The 22,926-nt window shown below is 71.8% G+C and carries 22 protein-coding genes and 2 tRNA genes; 12 read left to right on the top strand and 12 right to left on the bottom strand.

The features are described 5' to 3' along the window. Window positions 1-32: 32 nt before the first annotated feature. Window positions 33-1,241 carry a PrsW family intramembrane metalloprotease gene (locus V6S66_RS03915; RefSeq protein WP_334205452.1) on the bottom strand — a complete coding sequence of 403 codons (1,209 nt, stop codon included), beginning with the start codon at window positions 1,239-1,241 and terminating at the stop codon, window positions 33-35. 41 nt (window positions 1,242-1,282) lie between these two features. Here V6S66_RS03915 and V6S66_RS03910 point away from each other — a divergent pair. Next, window positions 1,283-1,358 (top strand) — tRNA-Arg (locus V6S66_RS03910). A gap of 205 nt (window positions 1,359-1,563) precedes the next feature. Here the strand turns inward: V6S66_RS03910 and V6S66_RS03905 are convergent. Together V6S66_RS03905 and V6S66_RS03900 are read right to left on the bottom strand one after the other, a co-directional pair. Further along, window positions 1,564-2,274 (bottom strand): GAP family protein, encoded by a 711-nt coding sequence (locus tag V6S66_RS03905; RefSeq protein WP_334205451.1) that lies wholly within the window; start codon window positions 2,272-2,274, stop codon window positions 1,564-1,566. A 26-nt stretch (window positions 2,275-2,300) separates the two neighbouring features. Next, complete coding sequence (locus V6S66_RS03900) at window positions 2,301-3,128, bottom strand: DsbA family protein (protein ID WP_334205450.1); 828 nt, start codon at window positions 3,126-3,128, stop codon at window positions 2,301-2,303. Between the two features lie 188 nt (window positions 3,129-3,316). Between V6S66_RS03900 and orn the strand changes: the two genes are divergently transcribed. The 4 genes from orn to V6S66_RS03880 all read left to right on the top strand — a co-directional run bounded on the left by orn (window position 3,317) and on the right by V6S66_RS03880 (window position 5,643). Continuing rightward, complete coding sequence (gene orn, locus V6S66_RS03895) at window positions 3,317-3,928, top strand: oligoribonuclease (protein ID WP_334205449.1); 612 nt, start codon at window positions 3,317-3,319, stop codon at window positions 3,926-3,928. Between the two features lie 50 nt (window positions 3,929-3,978). Continuing rightward, window positions 3,979-4,054, top strand: a tRNA-His gene (locus V6S66_RS03890). Between the two features lie 93 nt (window positions 4,055-4,147). Next, window positions 4,148-5,341: a YihY/virulence factor BrkB family protein gene (locus tag V6S66_RS03885; protein ID WP_334205448.1), complete on the top strand. Its 1,194-nt coding sequence runs from the start codon at window positions 4,148-4,150 to the stop codon at window positions 5,339-5,341. Further along, window positions 5,338-5,643 carry a DUF4235 domain-containing protein gene (locus tag V6S66_RS03880; RefSeq protein ID WP_334205447.1) on the top strand — a complete coding sequence of 102 codons (306 nt, stop codon included), beginning with the start codon at window positions 5,338-5,340 and terminating at the stop codon, window positions 5,641-5,643. Before V6S66_RS03885 ends, V6S66_RS03880 begins: the two co-directional genes overlap by 4 nt. Before the next feature lie 171 nt (window positions 5,644-5,814). Here V6S66_RS03880 and nudC read toward each other — a convergent pair whose 3' ends face one another. The 5 genes from nudC to moeZ all read right to left on the bottom strand — a co-directional run bounded on the left by nudC (window position 5,815) and on the right by moeZ (window position 14,555). Further along, complete coding sequence (gene nudC / locus V6S66_RS03875) at window positions 5,815-6,678, bottom strand: NAD(+) diphosphatase (protein WP_334205446.1); 864 nt, start codon at window positions 6,676-6,678, stop codon at window positions 5,815-5,817. A 24-nt stretch (window positions 6,679-6,702) separates the two neighbouring features. Beyond that, window positions 6,703-9,840, bottom strand: a complete 3,138-nt coding sequence (locus V6S66_RS03870; protein WP_334205445.1) for an ATP-dependent DNA helicase — start codon at window positions 9,838-9,840, stop codon at window positions 6,703-6,705. Then, complete coding sequence (locus V6S66_RS03865) at window positions 9,837-12,977, bottom strand: ATP-dependent helicase (RefSeq protein ID WP_334205444.1); 3,141 nt, start codon at window positions 12,975-12,977, stop codon at window positions 9,837-9,839. Before V6S66_RS03865 ends, V6S66_RS03870 begins: the two co-directional genes overlap by 4 nt. Window positions 12,978-12,989: 12 nt before the next feature. Beyond that, the gene (locus V6S66_RS03860; protein ID WP_334205443.1) at window positions 12,990-13,307 is read right to left on the bottom strand and encodes an MGMT family protein; all 318 of its coding nucleotides are present in this window, start codon (window positions 13,305-13,307) and stop codon (window positions 12,990-12,992) included. A 75-nt stretch (window positions 13,308-13,382) separates the two neighbouring features. Continuing rightward, the gene (moeZ, locus tag V6S66_RS03855; RefSeq protein ID WP_334205442.1) at window positions 13,383-14,555 is read right to left on the bottom strand and encodes an adenylyltransferase/sulfurtransferase MoeZ; all 1,173 of its coding nucleotides are present in this window, start codon (window positions 14,553-14,555) and stop codon (window positions 13,383-13,385) included. Window positions 14,556-14,725: 170 nt separating this feature from the next. On the opposite strand from moeZ, the gene V6S66_RS03850 reads away from it, so the two are divergent. Next, window positions 14,726-15,373 (top strand): TetR/AcrR family transcriptional regulator, encoded by a 648-nt coding sequence (locus V6S66_RS03850; protein WP_334205441.1) that lies wholly within the window; start codon window positions 14,726-14,728, stop codon window positions 15,371-15,373. Between the two features lie 72 nt (window positions 15,374-15,445). Then, entirely contained in the window at window positions 15,446-15,679 is a 234-nt protein-coding gene (locus tag V6S66_RS03845; RefSeq protein ID WP_334205440.1) for a DUF3107 domain-containing protein, read from the top strand. 30 nt (window positions 15,680-15,709) lie between these two features. Here V6S66_RS03845 and V6S66_RS03840 read toward each other — a convergent pair whose 3' ends face one another. Then, window positions 15,710-16,429, bottom strand: a complete 720-nt coding sequence (locus V6S66_RS03840) for a ferritin-like fold-containing protein (protein ID WP_334205439.1) — start codon at window positions 16,427-16,429, stop codon at window positions 15,710-15,712. A gap of 277 nt (window positions 16,430-16,706) precedes the next feature. On the opposite strand from V6S66_RS03840, the gene V6S66_RS03835 reads away from it, so the two are divergent. After that, window positions 16,707-18,086, top strand: coding sequence for a DEAD/DEAH box helicase (locus V6S66_RS03835; RefSeq protein WP_442885889.1), 1,380 nt, complete (start codon window positions 16,707-16,709; stop codon window positions 18,084-18,086). A 75-nt stretch (window positions 18,087-18,161) separates the two neighbouring features. Here V6S66_RS03835 and V6S66_RS03830 read toward each other — a convergent pair whose 3' ends face one another. After that, window positions 18,162-18,923: a ParA family protein gene (locus V6S66_RS03830; RefSeq protein ID WP_334205438.1), complete on the bottom strand. Its 762-nt coding sequence runs from the start codon at window positions 18,921-18,923 to the stop codon at window positions 18,162-18,164. Window positions 18,924-18,973: 50 nt separating this feature from the next. Here V6S66_RS03830 and V6S66_RS03825 point away from each other — a divergent pair, with 50 nt between their 5' ends. Together V6S66_RS03825 and V6S66_RS03820 are read left to right on the top strand one after the other, a co-directional pair. Next, the gene (locus V6S66_RS03825) at window positions 18,974-19,732 is read left to right on the top strand and encodes an SDR family NAD(P)-dependent oxidoreductase (protein WP_334205437.1); all 759 of its coding nucleotides are present in this window, start codon (window positions 18,974-18,976) and stop codon (window positions 19,730-19,732) included. 22 nt (window positions 19,733-19,754) lie between these two features. Further along, the gene (locus tag V6S66_RS03820) at window positions 19,755-20,591 is read left to right on the top strand and encodes an alpha/beta fold hydrolase (RefSeq protein WP_334205436.1); all 837 of its coding nucleotides are present in this window, start codon (window positions 19,755-19,757) and stop codon (window positions 20,589-20,591) included. Window positions 20,592-20,715: 124 nt separating this feature from the next. On the opposite strand, the gene V6S66_RS03815 is transcribed toward V6S66_RS03820, so the two are convergent. Further along, on the bottom strand, window positions 20,716-21,543 hold the full coding sequence (locus V6S66_RS03815) for a PHP domain-containing protein (RefSeq protein WP_334205435.1): 828 nt from the start codon (window positions 21,541-21,543) through the stop codon (window positions 20,716-20,718). A 24-nt stretch (window positions 21,544-21,567) separates the two neighbouring features. Between V6S66_RS03815 and V6S66_RS03810 the strand changes: the two genes are divergently transcribed. Both V6S66_RS03810 and V6S66_RS03805 read left to right on the top strand, forming a co-directional pair. Next, window positions 21,568-21,885: a hypothetical protein gene (locus tag V6S66_RS03810; RefSeq protein ID WP_334205434.1), complete on the top strand. Its 318-nt coding sequence runs from the start codon at window positions 21,568-21,570 to the stop codon at window positions 21,883-21,885. 50 nt (window positions 21,886-21,935) lie between these two features. Further along, window positions 21,936-22,337 (top strand): nuclear transport factor 2 family protein, encoded by a 402-nt coding sequence (locus tag V6S66_RS03805; protein ID WP_334205433.1) that lies wholly within the window; start codon window positions 21,936-21,938, stop codon window positions 22,335-22,337. A gap of 9 nt (window positions 22,338-22,346) precedes the next feature. Here the strand turns inward: V6S66_RS03805 and V6S66_RS03800 are convergent, their stop codons facing one another. Beyond that, complete coding sequence (locus V6S66_RS03800; RefSeq protein WP_334205432.1) at window positions 22,347-22,919, bottom strand: histidine phosphatase family protein; 573 nt, start codon at window positions 22,917-22,919, stop codon at window positions 22,347-22,349. Window positions 22,920-22,926 lie beyond the last annotated feature (7 nt).

Genomic DNA, 22,926 nt, shown 5'->3' with positions numbered 1-22,926 from the left:
GACGACGGGCCCAGGGACTGCGGACCACCACCTCAGGACCATGGAACCGGTGGAACGGCGTACCGGGGAGGCGCCGGCGTCACCGGCCGCGGCAGCGGGGCGAGGGCCGGAGGCAGCCGGAGCTGCGGTCGCAGCTCGTCCATCTGGGCCCGGATCGCCAGGGTTCGCTCGACCCCTCGACGCCCCGGACGACCGAGCATGACGGCGTCGTGGACGAAGGCGAGCTGGGTGGCCAGGCTCTGGTACCGGCGCACCGCCGCCGCGGCCTCGGACCCGCCCTGGACCTTGGCGTGGCGACGTGCCTGCGCGCGGTACCCGAACCACGTGAGCCACGGCAGCTCGGCGGGGTGGATCCAGCCTCGGTCCGCGACGTACGAGAGGGAGCGCCGCAGGACGACGAACTGACGCTGCCGCAGGACGATCACCAGCGCCACGAAGCCGAAGAACACGAGCACGAGCACGAGGTAGAGGAGCGCGAACCCGGCGATGCCGGCGTAGCTGATCGATCCGTTCCAGAGCCCGTGGAGCACCATGCTCCCCGCCCATCCGCCGAGGACCAGCGGCACCCGGGCCCACCAGGACCGGGTCAGCACGGCGGCACCCAGCGCGAGGCCGAGGCTGGCCGTGAACAGCGGGTGGGCGAACGGGCTCACGACCCCGCGGATCACGAAGGTCGCGGTGGCGCCCTGCGCGCCGCTGACGCCGAGCTCGGGGCCCCCGAGGTAGCTGGCGGAGTAGTAGATGATGTTCTCGATGAAGGCGAAGCCGAGGCCGACCAGACCGGCGTAGAACAGCCCGTCGAGGACGCCACCGATGACCCTGCGCGCACGCAGGAAGGTGGCCACCAGGAACAGGCCCTTCGCGGTCTCCTCCACGAGCGGCGCGACGAACGTGGCGGTCTGAGCGTCGGTCAGGTCGAGCGACTCGGACAGGAACGTGTTGCCCACCAGGGCGATCCCCACGGCCCCTGCCGTGCCCCAGAGGAAGGCCGCCAGCACGTAGCGTCGCGGCTCCGGCTCGTAGCGGTCGATCCACCAGTAGAAGAGGCCGAGCAGGGGCAGCGGCACGAGACCGAGCGCCAGACCGACGCCGACGGCGCGGGCCGACTCGGCCCGGAACCCGAAGAAGACGACCAGGCCGACGGCGGCCACACCGAGCAGGACCGTCCCGATCATGAGCGGCAGACGCCCACGCTGGCGCCACGGGTCCGTCACGGGTGGCAGCGCGGCGTCCGGGGTCACGTCACGCATCGTAGGCGAGGCTCCCACTACGCTGGTCCGGAGCGCCCGTAGCTCAGAGGACAGAGCAGGAGCCTTCTAATCTCCCGGTCGCAGGTTCGATCCCTGCCGGGCGCGCCAGACCCCACCGCCGCCACCACCTCACCGAACAGCGCACGAGACCTTCTCATCCCCCGGTCGCAGGTTCGATCCCTGCCGGGCGCGCCAGACCCCACCGCCGCCACCACCTCACCGAACAGCGCACGAGACCTTCTCATCCCCCGGTCGCAGGTTCGATCCCTGCCGGGCGCGCCAAGTGGACGACACCGCTGACCGTATTCCGCGCTCAGGTGGCGAACAGCTCCAGCGCCTGCGCCGCGTCGCCCGCCAGCAGGAAGCCGACGATGCCGAAGACCCAGCCGGTCATCTCGTCGGCCTGGCGGGTCAGCCAGCCGTCCAGACGGCGCAGCGGTGCCTCGACCCGACGGCCCGCCGCACCACGCACGACGGCGAGCGCCAGCGCGGGCCCGACCATCACGACTGCGTAGCCGCCGAGCAGGCCCAGCTGGACGCCAACGGCGACGTCGGTGGCGGCGAGGATCCCGATCGCGGCGAGGTACGGCAGCATCGTCGGCACCTCGACGGCAACGGCCACGGCGGCCGTGGCGACCACCGAGCGTCCGACACCGGTCTCGTCACTGCCGTCGTCGCCACGGAGCCGGTCACGCCAGCGCAGCGCGCCGCCCGCGAGGCGGCCCATCACGGTGTCGCTGAACGCCACGGCGAACAGCCCCGCGCCGAGCACGAGCTGGACCCATCGCACGGCATCGACGTCGCCCAGGCCGTTGAGCACCGGCGCGACCGACTGCCCGACCAGGAGCAGCACGGCGCCGATGGCCGCGTACATCGCCGCGACGGTCGCGAGGAAGACCAGCAGGGGCCGCCAGGCGACCGGCCCGGGCCGCAGCAGCCAGACCAGCGGGATGACGAGGGTGCCGATGCTGGTGGAGTCGACCAGGGCCAACCCCACCAGCACCGCGAGCGTCGTCAGCTCCACGGCGGCCGCGTCTCAGCGCGAGACGGTCAGCCCGCGGGCGTCGTGGCGGTCGGCGCCGACGTGGGATCCGTCGACGGGTCGGCCGTCGGGGCCGGGAGCCCCTTCTTCTCGGCGACCGCGGCGTTGATCTGCTCGATCAGCGTGCCGTTGTCCTCGACCTTCTCGTCACCGATGTAGATGGTCGGGGTACCGGTGACGCCGCGCTCACCGCCGGCCTCCTTGGCCTTCTGGATGCGATCGAAGTACGTGTGGTCGGTGACGCACGACTCGATACCGGTGAACCCGAGCGTCTCCGCCGCGGCGACGAGCTCCTCGTCCTCCGGACCGGGCGAGCCCTCCGAGGGCTGGTTCGCGTAGAGGTAGTCGTGGAACGTCTTGTACGCCGCCGCGTCGTACTCCTCGAACACGCAGATGGCGGCGTTGGTCGCGCGCTTCGAGTACTCGTTCGGGCTGCCGCCGCGCTCGTCGAGGAACGAGAACGGGTGGTACTCCATCGTGATGTCGCCCGAGGCGACGAGCGTCTCCAGCTGCTGGCCGTAGACCTGCTCGAGCGCCTGGCACGCGGGGCACTGGAAGTCCTCGTAGATCTCGACGACGACGGGCTCGTAGTCGGCCGGGGTGTCGGCACCGGCGTCGCTGCCGGCGGCGTCCGCCGCGGTGTACTCGATGCTGAAGGCCTCAGGAGCGTTGTCGCTGTTGATCGTGCTGATGCCGTAGCCGGCGACGGCGACGAGCACGATCACGACGGCGACGATGGCACCGGTGATGACGCTGCGCTGGCGCTTGGCGGCCTTCTCCCGCTCCTTGCGCATCTGCTCGGCGCGGGCGGCGCGCTCCTGGCGGTCTTTGCTCACGAGGTTTCCTCTTCGGGTTCCGTGCCACACGGCATCAGTTCTGGGGCTCAGTCTTGGGGCGGGAGAATCCGCAGCTCTCGTCGATCGTAACGACCGAGCACCCACCACGAGTTCCCCCACGGCCCGAGGACCCGATGACACGGGTTCGGCCGGGTACGGATCGCGGGTTGAGCGTAGGGTGATCGACCGTGAACGACTCCTTGGTGTGGATCGACTGCGAGATGACCGGACTGTCGCTGGAGAACGACGCGCTGGTCGAGGTCGCGGTCCTGGTGACCGACTTCGACCTCGAGGTCAAGGGCGAGGGCATCGACCTGGTCATCAAGCCTCCCCAGGAGGCGCTCGACCAGATGAACGAGGTCGTCACCACGATGCACACCTCGTCGGGCCTGATCACCGAGCTCGACGCGGGGCTGTCCCTGGCCGACGCCCACGCGCAGGTGCTCGACTACGTCCGCGGCTTCGTGCCCGAGCCCCGCAAGGCACCGCTCGCGGGCAACTCGGTCGGCACCGACCGCGCGTTCCTCGCCCGCGACATGGTCGAGCTCGAGCAGCACCTGCACTACCGCATCATCGACGTCTCCAGCATCAAGGAGCTCGCACGGCGCTGGTTCCCGCGGGCGTACTTCGCGGCCCCGTCGAAGGCCGGCCATCATCGCGCCCTCGCCGACATCGCCGAGAGCATCGAGGAGCTGCGGTACTACCGTCGTGCCGTCTTCACGCCCGACCCCGGCATCGACTCCGACTCGGCTCGCGCCATCGCGGCCGAGGTCGGCGGCTCGGTGACCGACACCCTCTGAGCCTGCGCTATGCTCTACCTCGCCGTTCCGGGTCCAGCCCGGGGCGCGTGGTGGGCGTAGCTCAGTTGGTAGAGCCCCGGCTTGTGGTGCCGGTGGTCGCGGGTTCAAGTCCCGTCGTCCACCCCATGTGAACGGTCCTGGCGTGTTCGCCAGGACCGTTCTGCATGTTCGGGGTCGTCGGCGGGTACCTGACGGACAACGAACGCGTCGGGAGGACGCATGACCAGCACGATCAAGACGATCGGGGGGTTGACCCTCGTGGGAGTCGTCGCGGCCGCAGTGGCCCGGCGCCGGCGCGGGCCCGGCCTGGGCGGGCCCGACGAGGCGGCGCCGGCTGCCGCGGATCCCGATGGTCGCGACCCTGACCCCGATGCGCCCGAGAAGCCGGACTCGCCCGACGACCTGACTCGCGCGTCCTGGATCTTCGTCCTGCGCAAGACCGCACGCGAGTTCACCCGCGACCAGTGCACCGACGTCGCCGCGGCCCTGACCTACTACGCCGTCCTGGCCCTGTTCCCGGCCGCCATCGCGCTGCTGTCGCTGGTGGGCGTCGTCGGGCAGGGGCAGGAGACCGTGCGGACCGTGACGGACATCCTGCGCGACCTCGGTGCGACGGGGGTGGCCGACACCCTCGAGCCGATCCTGGCCGAGATGAGCCAGACCCCCGGTCTCGGCGTGGGTGTCGTGCTCGGTCTGCTCACCGCGATGTGGACGGCGTCCGGCTACGTCGGAGCCTTCGGCCGCGGCCTGAACCGCATCTATGAGATCGAGGAGGGGCGGCCCATCTGGACGCGTCGACCCGCGATGCTCGTCGTCACCCTCGTGACGGTCGTGCTCGCCGCGGTCGTGGCCATCGGGTTGGTGCTGACCGGCCCCGCCGCACGGGCGGTCGGGGAGGCAGTGGGACTGGGCTCGACGGCCGTGCTGGTCTGGAACATCGCCAAGTGGCCCTTCATGCTCGTGGCCGTCGCCCTCGTCGTGGCGTTGCTGTACTACGCCACGCCCAACGTGCAGCAGCCGAAGTTCCGCTGGATCAGCCCGGGGGCGATCCTCGCGATCCTCGTCTGGGCGGCGGCGTCGGCGGTGTTCGGCTTCTACGTCGCGAACTTCTCCCGCTACGACGCCACCTACGGCTCACTGGCCGGCGTCATCGTGTTCCTGCTCTGGCTGTGGATCACCAACCTGGCCCTGCTGTTCGGCGCCGAGCTCGACTCCGAGCTGGTGCGCGGTCGGCAGCTGCAGGCCGGGATGGTCGCGGAAGTCGCGATCCAGCTGCCGCTGCGCGACACCCGTCAGATCGCGAAGGCCGCCGAGAAGCAGCAGGATGACATCGACCGGGGCCGCCGCCTGCGACTCACGGCAGGCCGCACCACCGACCCGGTCGACCACGACCACGAGGAAGGCAGCTCATGAGCACACCGCGGGAGACCAAGACGCCGAGCAAGACGGCCAAGATCCTGTACCGGCCCTGGGGTCTCGTGGCGAGCATCCTGGGTGGTCTCGTCGCGAGCAAGGTGTTCCACCAGATCTGGAAGCGGGTCGACCCGCAGGCCACGGACGACCCACCCACGGCCCTGCAGTCGGAGTATCGCCTGCCCAAGATCGTGCTCGCGGCCCTCGCCCAGGGTGCGATCTACTCGGTCGTCAAGGCACTGATCGATCGTGGCGGTGCTCGCCTGTTCGAGCGGTGGACCGGCGAGTGGCCCGGCAGCTGACCGACGACGCCAACCCGGGCCGAGCGACGCGAGCACCGGTGGTGACCACGGGCCGAGCGGAGAGAGGCCCGGTGGTGACCACGGGCCGAGCGAAGCGAGGCAGGCGCCCGGGCGAAGCCCGGCACCGGTGAGGAACGAACCGGTGAAGCGACGAGGTACGAGTCGCGCGCCTCACCAGGCAGCTGTGAGGTCCTTGCCGAGCCAGGTCTCGATGAGCCAGCTCGAGATCGAGATCCCGCTGGGCGGGAGCAGGAGCGTGCCGGCCTCGCCGTAGGCGACGAGCTCGTCGCGCGTGATCCAGGCCGCCTCGGCGATCTCGTTCGCGTCGACCGTGATGTCGGTGGAGGTGGCGGTGCCGAAGAAGCCGAGCATGAGGCTGGCCGGGAACGGCCACGGCTGGCTGGCGCCGTATGTGACCTCGCCGACGGTGACGCCGACCTCCTCGAAGACCTCGCGCCGCACGGCGTCCTCGAGCGACTCCCCCGGCTCGACGAACCCGGCGAGCGTCGAGAAGCGGCCCTCGGGCCAGGCGGGGTTCCGGGCCAGGAGGGCACGGTCCTGGTCGTCGGTGATGAGCATGATGGCGGCCGGGTCGGTGCGGGGGAAGTGGCTCGCTCCGCACTCGGGGCACGTGCGCAGGTGCCCCGCCTGCTGCACCTCGGTGCGCGACCCGCAGCGCGGGCAGAACGGCGTCGAGGCGAGCCAGCGCGCGATCGCCACGGCGTGGACCGCGAGGGAGAGCTCGTCGGGGTCCAGCTGCGGTGCGAGGACGCGGATGCTCGTCGGGTTCAGCTCGGCGGGCACGCGGCCATCGACGACGACCGCCGCATGGCGTCGTCCGCCCTGCTCCCCGAGCCAGATCCACTCCCCCTCGGGCGCCTCGCCGGCAGGCATCCAGGCCAGCGCGGGTCCGTCGACCGTGGCCACGTGCTCGCCGCCGAGCACCATGACCCGGACGTCGTCGAGATCGCGGCTGGCAGCCCGGTGAAGCGCGGCGCGGTCATGACGGGCACCGTCGAAGGCGAATCTGCTCACGCCGTCAGGCTAGCCCCGCAGCCATCAGGCGCCGCCGGCGAGGAGGCGCTCGAGGTCGTCACGTCCGGGCAGGTCGTCGTAGGTGACGGTCTGACCGAGCCGGACGTAATGGAACGAGCCGAGCACCCGAGCGGGATCGACGCCGTGCTGCTCGGCCCAGGCGAGCCGGTAGACCGCGAGCTGGAGCGGGTCGGCACTCGCCCGCCGGTTGGTCTTCCAGTCGACGATCTCGAAGCCCTCGGTGCCACCCGGCAGCGTGACCGGGAAGACGGCGTCGATGCGCCCGATCAGGCGCTGCGCGCCCAGCTGGACCGAGAACCCCTCCTCGATCGAGAACGGCACGCGGCGGGCGAAGTCACCGGACGCGAAGGCCTCACGCAGATCGGCGAGCTCGGTGTCGTCGTCGATGTCGACGTCGGCGCGACCCGGCAGGTCGTCGGGGTCGAAGAAGGCCTCCTGCCGCTGCTCCTCGTAGTGCGACTCCACCCAGGCGTGGAAGGCCGTGCCGAACCGCGCGGCGCTCGAGGGCCGACGGGGCATCGGGCGGGCGAGGTCGCGCACGAATCCCTCCTCGTCGGACACCAGCGCCATCGTCTGCGTGGCCGACAAGGTCGAGGGCAGCGTGACCTCGACCAGCGAGCTCTCGGCCCGCTCGGCCTGGGCCAGCACGAGCTCGAGCTCCTCGGTGAGCTCGGTGTGCGAGGCGTGGACCGGTGCCGGCGCCTCGGCGTCCAGGGCGGCACGGACCTCCTCGGCGAACGCCCGGCGGGACTCCATGCCGACGACCGGGTGGGGCCATGCGTACGCCACGTCGTCGACCAGCGGGTTGCTCTCGTCGGTCGCGACCTCCGGGGCCCAGACGACCGGCACGCCGCCGTGCCCCTCCAGCCACAGCGCCGCGTCGGCCAGGAACGGGGAGACGAGGCGCGGCTGCTTCTGCGTGCGGCCCCAGCGGTGACCGCTGAGGTGCAGGCGCGACTTGGCCCGGGTCAGTGCGACGTAGGCGAGGCGGACCTCCTCGAGGTACGTCTCGCGCGCCGTGGCCTTCTTGTACTCCGCCACGCCGGCGGTGGTGAAGTCCTCGAGGTCGGACAGGGTGTCGCCATCGCCCCGCAGCGCGGTGGGCAGGGCCGAGGCGGTCGTGGTCCACCGGCTCCGGGCCTTGCGGGAGGGAAACACGCCGTCGGCCAGGAACGGCACGAACACCTCGTCGTACTCCAGGCCCTTGGCCTTGTGCACCGTGAGCACCTTGACCGAGTTGGCCTCCGACGGCGCACTGACGTCGAGTCCGTCGGCATGGTCGCGCTCGGCCGAGAGGTAGGCCATCAGACCGCCCAGCGAGGCGTGCGGATCGGCGGACGCGTACCCGGCCACGGCCTCGTGCAGCAGCGCGAGGTTGTCGGTACCGAGGCCGGCGACGTCGAGCTCGACGTCGAGCTGCAGCTCACGGACGACCCGGTGGACGAGGTCGGTCAGGGGCTCGTGCGCCGATCGGCGCAGACGCGCCAGCAGTGTGGCGATCTCCCCGAACCGGCGGAGCGCCTCGGGCGAGTAGCCCGCGGGCCCGGGGTCCGCGACGGCCTCCGCCAACGACACGACCTCCGTGGGGTCGACCCCGGCGGTGGCACGGTCCAGCTCGGCCGCGAGCGTGGCCTCGAGGTCGCCGGCGTCGGGGTCGTCCCCCGACCGGTACGACTCGCTCAGCCGGCGAGCGCGACGGCCCAGCAGCGCGAGGTCGCGGTCGCCGAGGCGCCAGCGCGGTCCGGCGAGCAGGCGCAGCATGGAGGGATTGGCCGTCATGTCGTCGAGCACCTCGAGCACCGACAGGACGTCGAGCACCTCGGGCTGCGCCAGGAGGCCCGTCAGGCCCACGATCTCGACCGGGACGTCACGGGCGCGCAGGGCCTGGACGATCTCGGCGTTCTCGTTCTTGGTGCGCACCAGCACCCCGATCTCGTTCCACACCGGCGGGTCGTGGCGCAGCCCGGCGACCACGACGGCGTCGGCCACGGCCTCGACCTCATCGGCCACCGTGCGGTGCAGCGCGACCGTGACCTCGCCCTCGGGGTTGCTGGGGGCCGCCTCGAGCGGTCGCACGACGTCGGACTCGGCGTAGAACTCGCGCGCGACGTGGCCCGCGAGGTCGATGATGCGATGCCCGCAGCGTCGGCTGACCGCGAGGCTGAAGGGCGTGCTGGGGTCGGCCCCCGGCGGTGTGAACTGCTCGATGAAGCCTTCGAGGTTGCCTGTGGCGGCGCCGCGCCAGCCGTAGATGCCCTGGGCGGGATCGCCGACGGCCGTGACACGCCCCTGGAAGAGCGAGGCGAGCAGGTCGCGCTGGGCCACCGAGGTGTCCTGGTACTCGTCGAGGAGCACGAGGTCGAAGCGGTCGCCGATCTCGGCCGCGACCTCGGGCAGCTGCGCCAGCCGCGTGCCCCAGGCCATCTGGTCGGAGAAGTCCATGACCCCGGCCTCGGACTTGGCGGCCCGGTACCGCTCGACGAGCCGGCTCAGCTCCGTGCGGCGCAGGGCCGCCGTGGCGATCTCGTCGTGCAGCTTGAGCTGCTTGGGCTGGCTCTGCATCTCGAGGACGACGTCACGGTCGAACGTGCGCAGGTCGTCCGGCTCCACCAGGTGCTCCGAGAGCTGGCCGTCGAGCGCGAGGACGTCGCGGACCAGGTTGGGCAGACTGGTGGAGACGTGGTGAAGCGGCTCGTCGACCGACCGCAGCACCCGGACGACCAGCTGGTGGCGACGCGCGTCAGTGAGCACCGTGAGGTCGGGCTCCAGGCCGAGCCGTAGGCCGTGCTCGGCGATGAGGCGGCCGGCGAACGCGTGGTACGTGGAGATCGTGGGCTCGCCGGTGTCGGCGAGGACCATCGCGGCGTTCAACGACGCCCGCACGCGGCCGGCCAGCTCGCCCGCCGCCTTGGCCGTGAAGGTGAGGCCCAGGACCCGCTCCGGGTCCACGCCCACGTGACCGACCTGCCACACGACCCGCGCGGCCATGACGGCGGTCTTGCCCGACCCGGCCCCGGCGATGATCGAGTAGGTGCCCTCGCGCGGGGCCGTGATGGCGGCGCGCTGCTCGGGGCTGAAGGGGATGTCGAGCACCTGGCACAGGTGGTCGACATCGCGCACGGCGCGCCGCTCGTCGCTCATCGGGCCGAGCCGATCGTGAAGGTGGTCTTGGCGGGGCAGACGGCGTCGAACTCGCAGAACGAGCAGGTGGCCGGCGTGGCCGCGAGCTCCTCGGAGCGCATCGTGCGGACCGCGCGGCGCACGAGGTCGTGGACGAAGAACTCGCCCTCGTCGTCGGGGGCGGGCTGGCGCTGCACCTTGGGCGAGTCCGGCGCCTTGGCGCCCTCCGCGACCCGCAGCTGGACGAGCTCGCTGCCCCCGACCTCCCGGTGCCCCTCGACGGCCCCCTCGCGCACCGCGAGCGTGTAGACGCCGAGCTGCGGGTGCTCGGCGACGTCGGCGGCGGGTGGTGCGGTCTTGCTGTTCTTGAGGTCGACGACGTGCACCCGGCCCTCGGCGTCGAGCTCGACCCGGTCCATCGAGCCCCGCAGGACGACCTGCTCGCCGTCGACCGTGAGCTCGGCGACGAACTCGTGCTCGGCCGCGAGCGGGGTACGCGTGTTGGCGACGTGCCAGGAGGCGAACCGCACCAGCGCCTGGTGGGCGTCGGCCTTCTCACGCTCGCTGATCCAGGAGGTCTCGTGCCCCAACCGGTGCCACACGCCGTCGAGGTGGGCGTGCAGCTCGGCGACCGTGGGACGCTCCAGCCCGCGGCGCACGACGTCGGCCGCCACGGCGTGCACGACCAGCCCGAACCCTTGGGCCGTGGTGGATCCACGGGAGCCCTGGGCCTCGCTGGCGAGGAACCACTTGAGCGAGCAGCCGGTGATGCTCGTGAGGCTCGACCCGGACAGGCCGAGCGGCTGGTCGGGATCGCGCAGCGGCACGTCGGAGGCGGTGGGCTCGGCCAGCCCCCACCACGTGTCGGGGTGCGCCGCGCGGGCACGACCCGCGTGGCTGCGGGCGATGCGGGCGAGCAGCCCGGCCGCAGAGGCCCGCACTGCCGGGTCAGGGTCGTCGGCCGCTCGCCGGAGCTCGGTGACGAGCCCGCGCAACGACAGCGGTCGGGCCGGACGACCGCGCCGCTCGCCCGTGCCGAACCCGGCCGCCAGCAGCTCGGCGTGGAATCGCGACGGCCCGCCGGCCTCGTCGGACCCGGAGTCGACCGCCGTGACCACGAGGTGCTCGCGGGCCCGCGTCAGCGCGACGTACATGACTCGACGTTCCTCGTGGAGACGATCGCGGGCGGTGGGCGCTGGACCGGCGAGCAGATCCGGACGGAGCAGCGTGGGCCGCGGCGTGAGGTCGGGCCAGACGTCCTCCTGGACCCCGGCCACCACGACGACGGGCCACTCCAGGCCCTTGGCCCGGTGCGCCGTCATGAGTCGCACCGCCGCCGGGCGCGCCGTGCTGTCGGCGAGCCGGTCGGCGGGGAGCCGCTGCGCCCGCAGGTCGGCCAGGAACCCGGCGACGGAGCGCCGGCGGACCCGCTCCTCCGACCGCGCGGCGTGCTGGAAGAGCGCGACCAGGGCGTCGAGGTCGCGGTCGGCCGCGACACGCTCGCTGCCGCCGGACTCCCAGGCCTGCTCCAGGCGGCTGGGCCAGTCGGTGCCGTCCCACAGCACCCAGAGCACCTGCTCGGACGGCTCACCCGCGGCGATCATGTCGGCTGCCGCGGCGAGGAGGCGGGCCAGGCGTCGCACGACGGGATCGGTGGCACCGGTCTCGTCGGCGGACGCGAGGCCGGACAGGGCGCGCGACAGGAGCACCCGGGACGGCGTCTCGCGGTCGTCGGCGCGGAGCCGACGACCCAGCGCTCGCAGATCGGGGGCGTCGACCCCGGCGAGCGGACCCGTCAGCAACGTGTGGGCGACCTCGGGATCGAGCTCGTCGCCCGCTGCGAGGGTGTCGGCGGCGGCCAGCGCGCCGAGCAGCACCCGGACCGCGGGCTCGGCCACGAGCGGCACCTCGTCGCCCGAGACCTCGCACGGCACGTCGGCCTCGACGAGCGCCCGCTGCAGGCGCGAGAGCTGGGCCGACGTGCGAACCAGGACCGCCATGTCGGACCACGGCCGGCCCTGCTCGAGGTGCTGCCGCCGGAGCGTCTCGGCGACGTGCTCGACCTCGGCGGTCTCGCTCGTGAAGGTGAGGACCTCGACCGTGCCGTCGCCGGACTCTGCGACGCAGTCGAGCTGCCGGTGCCGCTGCACGACCTCGAGCGGCAGACCCCGTGCCTGCAGCGGTGGCAGCACCGTGACCGCGGCGTCGCGGATGTGCTGCCCGAAACGACGGGTGGTGCCGAGCACCATGACCTCGGCACCCGGGAAGTGACGGGGGAACAGGCCGACCCCCTCCGCATCGGCACCCCGGAAGGCATAGATCGACTGGTCGTGATCGCCGACCGCGACCAGCTGCTGGGCCGGACCCACGAGCTTGCGCAGCACCTCGACCTGGGCCGGGTCGGTGTCCTGGTACTCGTCGACCACCACCAGGCGCAGCCGGCCGCGCACCGCGTCGAGACGGTCGGGGTCGTCGAGCAGTGCCGAGGTGCGCACGACCAGCTCGGCGTAGTCGGTGAGGTTGGCGGCGTCGGTGACCTCGCCGTACTCGTCGAGCACGTCGGCGACGCGGGCCCAGAGCGGTCGGTCGGCGCTGACGGCCAGGTCGCGGAGGTCGTGGGTCGTGAGGGTGCCGGCGGCGAGCGCCCCGAGGAACGCCCCCAGCTCGGTGGCGAAGCCTCGGGTGCGCAGGGCGGGGCGCAGCTCGGCGGGCCACGTGAGGGCCTCGTGCCCCGCGAGCAGCTCGGCCAGCACCGCGTCGGACTCGGCCGCGGTCATGAGCGTGGGAGGCGAGGCGAAGACCTCGGGATCGGCATGGGCGCGCAGCACGGCGTAGCACCAGGCGTGGAAGGTGGAGGCGACGACGGTGGCTCCGCCACCGAGGCGGGCCGCGACGCGGTGGCGCAGCTCCTCGGCCGCCTTGCGGCTGAACGTGAGCATGAGGACCTGGTCGGGCGTGACCTCGCCCGAGGCGATGCGGTGGGCCACGAGCTCGACGAGCGTGGTGGTCTTGCCCGTGCCCGGACCCGCCAGGACCAGGAGCGGCGCGGGGACCGTCTGGTCCAGCCCGTGGTCGACGACGGCCTGCTGGGACGCGTCGAGCGACGGCGGCACGACCTCGACCTGACGTGGTCGGCGGAGCTCGTACTGGAGGGTCACGCGATCATGCAATCAGAGGGCGCCGACATCCGGTGGCACCACGGCCTGCGGGACGTCGACGCGGCCCCGCGTGACCGGCGTTCCCTCGCGCTGCCACTCGCGTTGGGCGTCGAGCACGAGGTGCGCCGGGAGCGAGCCGTCCGCGCGCACGACGCGCCACCACGGGACACCGTGGCCGTCGCGGGCCATGACCCCGCCGACCTGGCGCGGACCGCCCCGACCGATCTGCTCGGCGATGAGCCCGTACGTCAGGACGCGGCCGGGCGGGATCGCCTCGACGACGCGCAGCACCGCCTCGGTGAAGTCCTCGGCCGCCTCGGATCCGCCCACGCCGTCATCATCTCCTCCACCAGCGACACGTCGGGGCCGGAATCAGTGATTCCGGCCCCGACCAGCAAGTCCGGCTCAGTACGTCGGCTGGCTGGGGTCGATCTGGTTGACCCAGGCCACCACGCCGCCCCCGACGTGCACGGAGTCGGAGTAGCCGGCGCCCTTGAGCACCGCGAGCGCCTCGGCCGACCGCACGCCCGACTTGCAGTGCAGGACGACCTGCTTGTCCTGCGGCAGCTCGGAGAACGCGTTGCCGTTGAGGAACTCGCCCTTGGGGATCAGGACCGAGCCCGGGATGTGGTTGATGTCGCGCTCGACCGGCTCGCGCACGTCGACCAGCACGAAGTCGCGCCCGCCGTCATGGCGCTCCTTGAGCCAGCCGTCGAGCGTGGCGACGCTGATCGTGGAGTCAGCGGCCGCCTCGGCGGCCTCGTCGCTGATCGCCCCGCAGAACGCCTCGTAGTCGTCGAGGAGCGCGGTCGGCAGCACGCCGTTCGGGTCACGACGGATCTTGAGCGTGGCGTACCGCATCTCGAGCGCGTCGTACGTCATCAGCCGGCCGATCAGCGGGTCGCCGATGCCGGTGATGAGCTTGATCGCCTCGGTGACCATGATCGACCCGATCGAGGCGCACAGGACGCCCAGCACGCCGCCCTCGGCGCACGACGGCACCATGCCCGGCGGCGGCGGCTCGGGGTAGAGGTCGCGGTACTGCGGACCCTCCTGGGCCCAGAAGACGCTGACCTGGCCCTCGAAGCGGTAGATCGAGCCCCACACGTAGGGCTTGCCGAGGATCACGGCCGCGTCGTTGACGAGGTAGCGCGTCGCGAAGTTGTCGGTGCCGTCGACGATCAGGTCGTACTGGGCGAAGATCTCCAGCACGTTGTCGTTGTCGAGGCGCTCGTTGTGGACGATCGTCGTGACGTACGGGTTGGTCTCGGCGACCGACTCCGCGGCGCTGACGGCCTTCGGACGGTCGATGTCGGACTGGCCGTGGATGATCTGGCGCTGCAGGTTCGACTCGTCGACGACGTCGTCGTCGATGATGCCGAGCGTGCCGACGCCGGCCGCGGCCAGGTACAGCAGCGCGGGGCTGCCGAGGCCACCGGCGCCGATGACCAGCACCTTGGCGTTCTTCAGACGCTTCTGACCGATCATCCCGACGTCGGGGATGATCAGGTGACGGCTGTAACGACGCACTTCGTCGATCGTCAGCTCGTCGGCGGGTTCCACCAGGGGCGCGACCACGGCTACTCCTCGTTCGGTCTCGATGTCACTGGCGTCAACATCGCCTGTCGCGGATGTGTTCCGCGACCGGGCACGACGTCGCCACCGGATTGACTCCATTGTCCCGGCCCCGCGGGAACGACGCTGACCGAGGTCCGTGTCCTGAGATGACCGCCCGGTAGGCTCGCCGAGTGACCGACGCCCCGACCGTGCCGAGCCAGCTGGGCCGACCCCGCTCCGGCCGACTTCCTCGCTCCGCCCGCAAGGCCCAGCTGCTGGAGGTCGCCCTCACCGTCTTCGTCGAACAGGGCTACCACGCGGCCTCGATGGACGAGATCGCCGAGCGTGCCGGCGTCTCCAAGCCCGTGCTCTACCAGCACTTCCCGGGCAAGCTCGACCTGTACCTCGCGCTCATCAACACGGCGTGCGACACCGTCATCGAGGGCGTGCGCACGGCGCTCGCCTCGACGCAGGACAACCGCCGCCGCGTGCGCGCCACGATGGAGCTGTGGTTCGACTACGTCGCCCGCGACGACGCCCCCGTGCGGCTCGTGTTCGAGTCCGACCTCACGAGCGACCCGGAGGTCCGCGACCAGCTCGACCGGGTCACGACCGAGTCGGCCACCGCGATCGCCGAGGTCATCCGCGAGGACGCCGGCATGTCCGACGAGGCGTCGCACCTGCTGGCCGTCGCCCTCGTGAGCATGGGCCAGGTCAGCGCACGGCACTGGCTCGACTCGGCCTCCACCGTGTCGCGCGAGGACGCCGTGCGCATGCTCGCGACCCTCGCCTGGCGCGGCATCGGCGGCTTCCCCAAGGACGAGCCACCCACCGTCTGACCCCGGCCGGGGAACATCCACCTCGGCGCCCCGGTTTCCACCCACGCACACCCCGAACGGAAGGACCCCTCCATGGAGGTCAAGATCGGTGTTCAGAACGCCGCCCGCGAGCTGTCGGTCGAGACGACGAGCAGCCCCGAGCACCTGCTCGAGGAGCTCGCCAAGTCCATCAAGGACGAGTCGCTCTTCACGCTGACCGACGAGAAGGGCACGACGGTCGCGGTCCCCGCCGACAAGATCGCCTACCTGAACTTCACGGCCGACGCCGGCCGCGCCGTCGGCTTCGGCCAGGTCACCGCGATGTGACGCCGCTGGCGCCACCGCGACACGGTGGCGTCAGCTGGCGAGGCCGAGGCGGTCCATGCGGGCCGCGTGCGCCTCGGTCAGGCGGGTGAACATGCGGCCGATCGCCGCGAGGTCCATGCCCGGGGAGTCGACGCCCCCGACCAGCAGCGCGCTGAGCTCGTCGCGCTCGGCGACGACCATCTGGGCCTGGCTCAGGGCCTCGCCCATCAGCCGGCGACCCCACAGGGCCAGGCGTCCGCCGACCTTGGGATCGACTTCGATCGCGCCACGCACGGCGTCGATGACGAACTCGCTCGAGCCCGTGCCGCTCATGGTCTCGAGCACGAGCTCACGTGTGTCGGCGTCCAGGAACGCCGCGATCTCGCGGTAGAAGTCGGCCGCCAGGCCGTCGAACACGAAGGCCTTCACGAGGCCCTCGAGCCAGTCGGCCGGGCGCGTCTTGGCGTGGAACGCCTCAAACGTGGCGGCGAACGGGGTCATCCGCGCGTAGGCGTCCTCGCCGAGCTCGACGAGGCGGTCGCGCAGCTGCAGGAAGTGGCCGAACTCCGAGGTCGCCATGGCCGCGATCTCGACCTTGGTGCGCAGGTCAGGGGCCATCTTGGCGTCCTCGGCGAGCCGCTCGCAGGCGATGATCTCGCCCGAGGAGAGCAGTCCGAGCAGCTCGACGATGCCGTTGCGGTAGTCGGGGTCGTCGAAGGCGGGGTTCGAGGTCGTCGGGCTCGCGGCCGACGTCGGATCAGCGTCGCTCATGATGTCCGCAGCGTAGCGCCCGCGCTCGCCGCGGCCCTGCGGATGCGGCCCTGGGCCCGGCTGGCCGGTACGCTGGGACTGCCCCTTCGGGCCGTATCTGGGTCGTGAGCACATCGGACGACGTCGTCTGCCCATCACGACACGCACCGATTCATCCCGTTCACCACTCTCACGATTCGAGAAGACACTGACCACCTTCACCGATCTGGGCGTCCTGCCCGAGATCGCCGACGCCCTCACTGACGTCGGCATCACGTCCCCCTTTCCCATCCAGGAGATGACGCTCCAGGTGGCCCTCATGGGCACCGACCTCATCGGTCAGGCGCGCACCGGCACCGGCAAGACGCTGGCGTTCTCCATCCCCGTCATCCAGCGCGTCGTCGCACCGGCCGACGAGGGCCACGACCAGCTCGCCGCACCCGGCAAGCCCCAGGCCCTGATCGTCGCCCCCACCCGTGAGCTCGCGCTCCAGGTGGCCAACGACGTCAAGCTCGCCTCGAAGAACCGCGGCACGCGCAACCTCACGATCTACGGCGGCGTGCCGTACGAGGGCCAGCTGGAGGCGCTCGAGTCCGGCGTCGACATCGTCGTCGGTACCCCCGGCCGCATCCTCGACCTGGCCAACCGCCGCGCCCTCGACCTCTCGCACGTCAAGTGCGTCGTGCTCGACGAGGCCGACGAGATGCTCGACCTGGGCTTCCTGCCCGACGTCGAGTCGATCCTGTCCAAGACGTCCCCCGAGCGCCAGACGATGCTGTTCAGCGCCACGATGCCCGGAGCGATCGTCACGCTGGCCCGCAAGCACATGCGGCACCCGATGAACATCCGCGCCGAGAGCGGCGAGGACAACCAGATGGTGCCGACCACGGCCCAGTTCGTCTTCCAGGCCCACGACCTCGACAAGCCCGAGATCGTCGCCCGCATCCTGCAGGCCGACGACGCGACGCAGGTCATCGTGTTCACGCGCACCAAGCGCCAGGCCCAGCGGCTCGCCGACGACCTGATCGACCGCGGCTTCCCGGCCGCGCCGCTGCACGGCGACATGGCGCAGAACGCTCGCGAGAAGGCGCTGCAGCGCTTCCGTGAGGGTGGCGTCCAGACGCTCGTCGCCACCGACGTCGCCGCGCGCGGCATCGACGTCGCGGGCGTCAGCCACGTCATCAACTACACGTGCCCCGAGGACGACAAGACGTACGTCCACCGCATCGGCCGCACCGGCCGCGCCGGTCTCACCGGCAGCGCGGTCACGTTCGTCGACTGGGCCGACATCCAGCGCTGGAAGCTCATCAACAAGACGCTGGGCCTGCCGTTCGAGGACCCGCTGGAGACGTACTCGAACTCCGAGCACCTGTTCCACGACCTCGGCATCCCGCGCGACGTCAAGGGCCGGCTCAAGCCGGCCACGCCGCGCCCCAAGGAGGACAAGCCCTCCGGTGGTCGTGGCGGTCGTGGCGGCAACCAGGGCTCCGGCTCCGGCTCCGGCCGTGGCAACGGTGGCGGCCAGCGATCCGGCGGCCAGCGCGAGGGTGGCAACCAGTCCTCGTCCTCCGACGCCTCGCAGGGCGAAGGTGGCGCGAGCCGCAACCGGCGCCGGCGCCGCACCCGCAGCGGCGCGTCCTCGAGCGGTCAGTCGGCCGGCGAGGCCACCGGGTCCTGACCGAGGCGACCGAGCACGACCGAGGGGCCCGACGCATCGCGTCGGGCCCCTCGGTCGTGCTCGGAGTGGTGTGGGTCAGTCCAGCAGCTGGGCGGCCACCGCGCGGTACGCCTCGGCGCCCTTGTGCGTGCGGTGCGTGCCGAGGATCGTGCGGCCGATCGCCGGCGCCTCGGCGAAGCGGATCGACTTCGGGATCGCGGGCGAGATGATCGGCAGCTCGTAGGTCGTGCCGATCGCCTCGACGACGGCCTGGGCGTGCTTGGTGCGCCCGTCGTACATCGTGGGCAGGACCCCCCAGACCGTGAGCCCGGAGTTGATGAACTGCTGCACGTCGTTGATCGTCTCGAGCAGCTGGCCGACACCGCGGTGCGCGAGCGTCTCGGCCTGCAGCGGGATCAGCACCTTGTCGGACGCGGAGAGCGCCCCGACCGTGAGGACTCCGAGGGTCGGCGGGCAGTCGATGATGATCACGTCGTAGTCGCCGGCGACCTTGTCGAGCGCCACCCGCAGCCGCTGCTCGCGTCCCGTGCGGGTCACGAGGCCCTCCTCGGCCTGCGTGACGGTGATGTTCGACGGCAGCAGGTGCACGCCGTCGTCGGTCACCACGATCGCGTCGTCGGCGCGGTGCGTGCCGAGCAGCACGTCGCCGACCGTGACGTCGAGGTCCTCCGGGTCGACGCCCAGCGAGAAGGTCAGGCCGCCCTGCGGGTCGAGGTCGACGAGCAGCACCCGCTGCTCGAGCTCGACCAGCGCCGCGCCGAGGGAGGCGACGGTCGTCGTCTTGCCGACCCCGCCCTTCTGGTTCACCACGCTGATCGTCGTCGTCACGTCGGCCATTGTGCCACTGGCGACGCCCCGGTCGGCGCGCGTGCGGCATGCTGGGGCACATGTCTTCTCGCGCACTCGTCACCGGCGCCACCGCCGGCATCGGCCACTCGTTCGTCCGTGCCCTCGCCGCTCGCGGCGACGACCTGATCCTGGTCGCCCGCGACACGCAGCGGTTGGAGGAGGTCGCAGCCGAGCTGCGCGCGGCGCACGGGGTCGAGGTCGACGTCCTGGCGGCCGATCTCACCGTCCCCGGCGACGTCGACCGGGTCGCCGCGGCCCTCGCGGACCCCGACCGGCCGGTCGACCTGCTCGTGAACAACGCCGGCGCGTCGCTGGCCGGGTGGTTCGGCACGACGGAGATCGCCGAGGAGGACCGCCAGCTCGACCTCCTCGTGCGCGCTCCGATGCACCTGATGGACGCGGCGATCAAGGCCATGACGCCGCGCGGGCACGGCGGGATCGTCAACGTCACGAGCGTCGCGGCGTTCACCCCCCGCGGCGCCTACTCCGCGCACAAGGCGTGGCTGACCAACCTCTCGCTGTGGGCGGGCTGGCACCACGGGGCCTCGGGCGTCACGGTCATGGCGCTCGCTCCCGGCTTCACGCGCACCGAGTTCCACCAGCGCGGCGAGATGGACATCTCCGGCGTCCCGAAGTGGATGTGGCTGAAGTCCGATCGTGTCGTCGCGGACGGTCTGCGCGACCTCGAGCGCGGCAAGTCGCTCTCGGTGCCGTCGAAGCGCTACAAGGTGCTGACGTTCTTCGCCAAGCACGCGCCGACGTCCCTCGTGGCCCGTGCGGCGAAGCGGGGTCGATGAGCGAGCCCGGGCGGCCGATCCGATGAGCACGCCCCAGAGCGTGACCGTGCCGGACGGGGTCGAGGCGACGCGCGTCGAGACTCCGCGCGGCTCGTTCGCCGCGCACGTCGCGCGGATCGACGCTCCCGCCGGCCACGTCCTGCTGGTCCCCGGCTGGACCGGCAGCAAGGAGGACTTCACGCCGCTCCTGCCTCTGCTCGCGCAGGCCGGGTTCGACGCGACGGCCTACGACCAGCGCGGCCAGTTCGAGACGCCCGGCACGCCCCAGGACGACTACACCCTGCCGGCCCTCGCCGCCGACGCCGCCGCGGTGGCCGGCGCGGTCGCCGACCGGCCCGTGCACGTGATCGGTCATTCCTTCGGCGGACTCGTCGCGCAGACCGCAGCCGTGGAGCACCCGACCCGGTGGCGCAGCCTGAGCCTGCTCTGCACGGGTCCCGGCGCCCTCGGCGACTCGCCCACGCGGCCGCTGCGCCGCCTCGCCGAGGCGATCGGCACCGTCCCGCTCCTCGACCTGCACCGCCTGCGTGAGCGCGCCACCGCCGTACCGCCGCCGGCCGACGTCGCGGCGTTCCTCGAGCGGCGGTTCGTCGCGAACTCCCCCGACTCACTGCGTGCCATGACGCTCCACCTGATCGAGGCGGCCGACCGCGTGGCGGAGGTCGCCGCGACCGGCCTGCCCGTCTGGGTCGGCCACGGCGAGCTCGACGACGCGTGGCCGCTCGGGGCGCAGGCCGACCTGGCGCACCGGCTCGGCACCGAGGTCGTCGTCCTGCCCGGACTCGGCCACTCCCCTGCCGTCGAGGACCCCGAGGCCCTGGCCGCCGCCTGGCTCCCCTTCCTCACCTCCACCACCTGAGTACCGCTCGCGAGAGAGTTTGTTGGTGGTCACGAGAGACTTTGTTGGTGGTCAGGAGAGACTTTGTTGCTCGCTCACGCCAACAAAGTCTCTCCTCGCCACCAACAAAGTCTCTCGGCAGCGTTCAGCCCAGGAGGCGGTCGAGCTGGTCGGGGGCGGTGAGGTTGGCGCCGAGGTGGAAGGCCTCGCTCTTGCCCGTGCCGTGGTAGTCGCTGGAACCGGTCACGACGAGGTCGAGGTCGGTCGCGATCGCGCGGAGCGCCGTGCGAGCCGCCTCACCGTGGTCGTTGTGGTCGACCTCGATGCCGTCGAGGCCCGCAGCCTTCAGCTGCTCGAAGGTCTCGGCCGTCAGCACACGATCGCTCCCCCGCGACCACGGGTGCGCCACGACGGCCCGACCCCCCGCGTCCTTGAGCAGCTCGACGGCCGTCAGCAGGGGCGCCGAGTAGCGGTCGACGTACGCGCGCCCCTTCGTGTTGAGCCAGCCGTCGAACGCCTCGTCGCGATGGGCGATGTACCCCTTCGCCACCATCGCGTCGGCGATGTGGGGTCGCCCCGAGGCGGCGGCGTCGCCCGACTGCGCGGCGACGTCCTCGAGCGTGATGTCGATCCCGTGCTCGGCCAGCTTGCGGAGCACGTCCGGCAGACGGTTGTCGCGTCCGTCGAGCACCCGCCGCAGCTCGGCGACCAGCGCCGGGTGCTCGGGGTCGAACTCGTAGCCGAGCAGGTGCACGCTCTCGCCCCGGAAGCGGGTCGAGATCTCGATGCCACGCACCATCCGGATGCCGACCCGGTCGGCCTCGTCCTGCGCCTCGTCCCACCCCGTCGTGGCATCGTGGTCGGTCAGCGCCACGACGTCGAGGTGCGCGACCCGGGCCGCGTTGCGCACGACCTCGGCCGGGGTGTCGGTGCCGTCGGACCGGTTCGAGTGGGTGTGCAGGTCGATCCGCATGCGGTCAGGCTAGCGTCAGTCCACATGAGCGCGACCGAGCCCGAACCCGCCGACCCGCGCGACCGTCGCGGCCCGTCCGACGAGGCGCTGCGACGCATGGCCCTGTCAGTCGCCCGGCCACTGTCCCTGCGGCTGCTGTGGTGCCTGCCGATCGCGATCGTGGGCAGTGTCGCGTTCACCTTCGGCGTGGCGCTGGTCGGCGGGGAGCTGACGACCACGATCGTCGCGATCGGCTTCGTCGTCGGACTGGCAGTGAGCGTGTTCTCGTCGTTCGTGGCCCGGCCGCGGACCTTGCGCACCTACGGCGACGGCACGCCGCGCACCGAACGCCGCGAATCCTGACCTGTCAAGAACACTAGAACACCTGTTCGAAGGACTGTTATGTTGTGCCCATGCCCTCACAGAACCAGCCCGAGGCCGCGATGCAGGCCTACTTCGCCGCACTCGCGACCCACGACGACAGTGTCCTGCGCGATTGCTTCACCGACGATGCGATCTGGGTGGCGCCCGGCTTGCTCCCGAACTCGGGTACCTGGGCCGGCTCCCGAGAAATCGTCGAGCAATTCTTCCCCATCGCCTCTGCACGGATGCGTCTCGAGACACTGTCGACCACCGTCCTGAGCTTGACCTACGGCGACGACAACGCGGTCGTCGAGTGGGAGACGACAGTCGAGACGGTCGAGGGAGGTACCTATGAGAATCGCTACATCGCGAACTTCATCGTCCGCGGCAGCAAGGTGGCCGAGGTGCGTGAGTACTTCGACACCCAGCGCGGGCAGACCCTCTTCGCCTGAACCACGGACCTAGCGCCGGCGGCCAACGTTCCAGGTCAGGACGGCCGGCGTGCCGCGATCGTCGCCGAGCTCGCTCCAGGTGGCGGTGTCGAGGACGAAGTGACGGCCCTCGGCCACCGGCAGGTCCAGCCAGCGGGCCACGAGCGCCCGCAGGGAGTGTCCGTGGGCCACGGCGAGCGTCGTGCCGTCGCTCGAGCGCACGCGCTCCACGACGCGGTCGAGGCGCTCGGCCACCTGCTCGGCCGTCTCGCCACCCGGCACCGGGTGCGACCACACGGTCCAGCCAGGGACGGTCTTGCGGATGTCGGGGGTAGAGACGCCCTCGTAGTCGCCGTAGTCCCACTCCGCGAGGTCCTCGCAGATCTCGGGTGCCGCGAGGCCCGCGAGCTCAGCGGTCCGCCGGGCCCTCAGCCGCGGGCTGCACAGGACCCGGTCGACGGTCAGCTCGGCGAGCACCGGCGCGAGCGCCCGCGCCTCGTCCTCACCGGCCGCGGTCAGCGGCAGGTCGGTCGTCGACGTGTGGCGGCCGGCGCGGCTCCACTCCGTCTCGCCGTGGCGGACGAGGATCAGGCGTGCGGTCATGGTTGGA

The organism is Aeromicrobium sp. Sec7.5, assembly GCF_036867135.1.
In the GTDB taxonomy this organism is placed as follows: domain Bacteria; phylum Actinomycetota; class Actinomycetes; order Propionibacteriales; family Nocardioidaceae; genus Aeromicrobium.
Note: the sequence above shows the minus strand (reverse complement) of the source record. Positions and strands in the feature narration are given on the sequence as shown.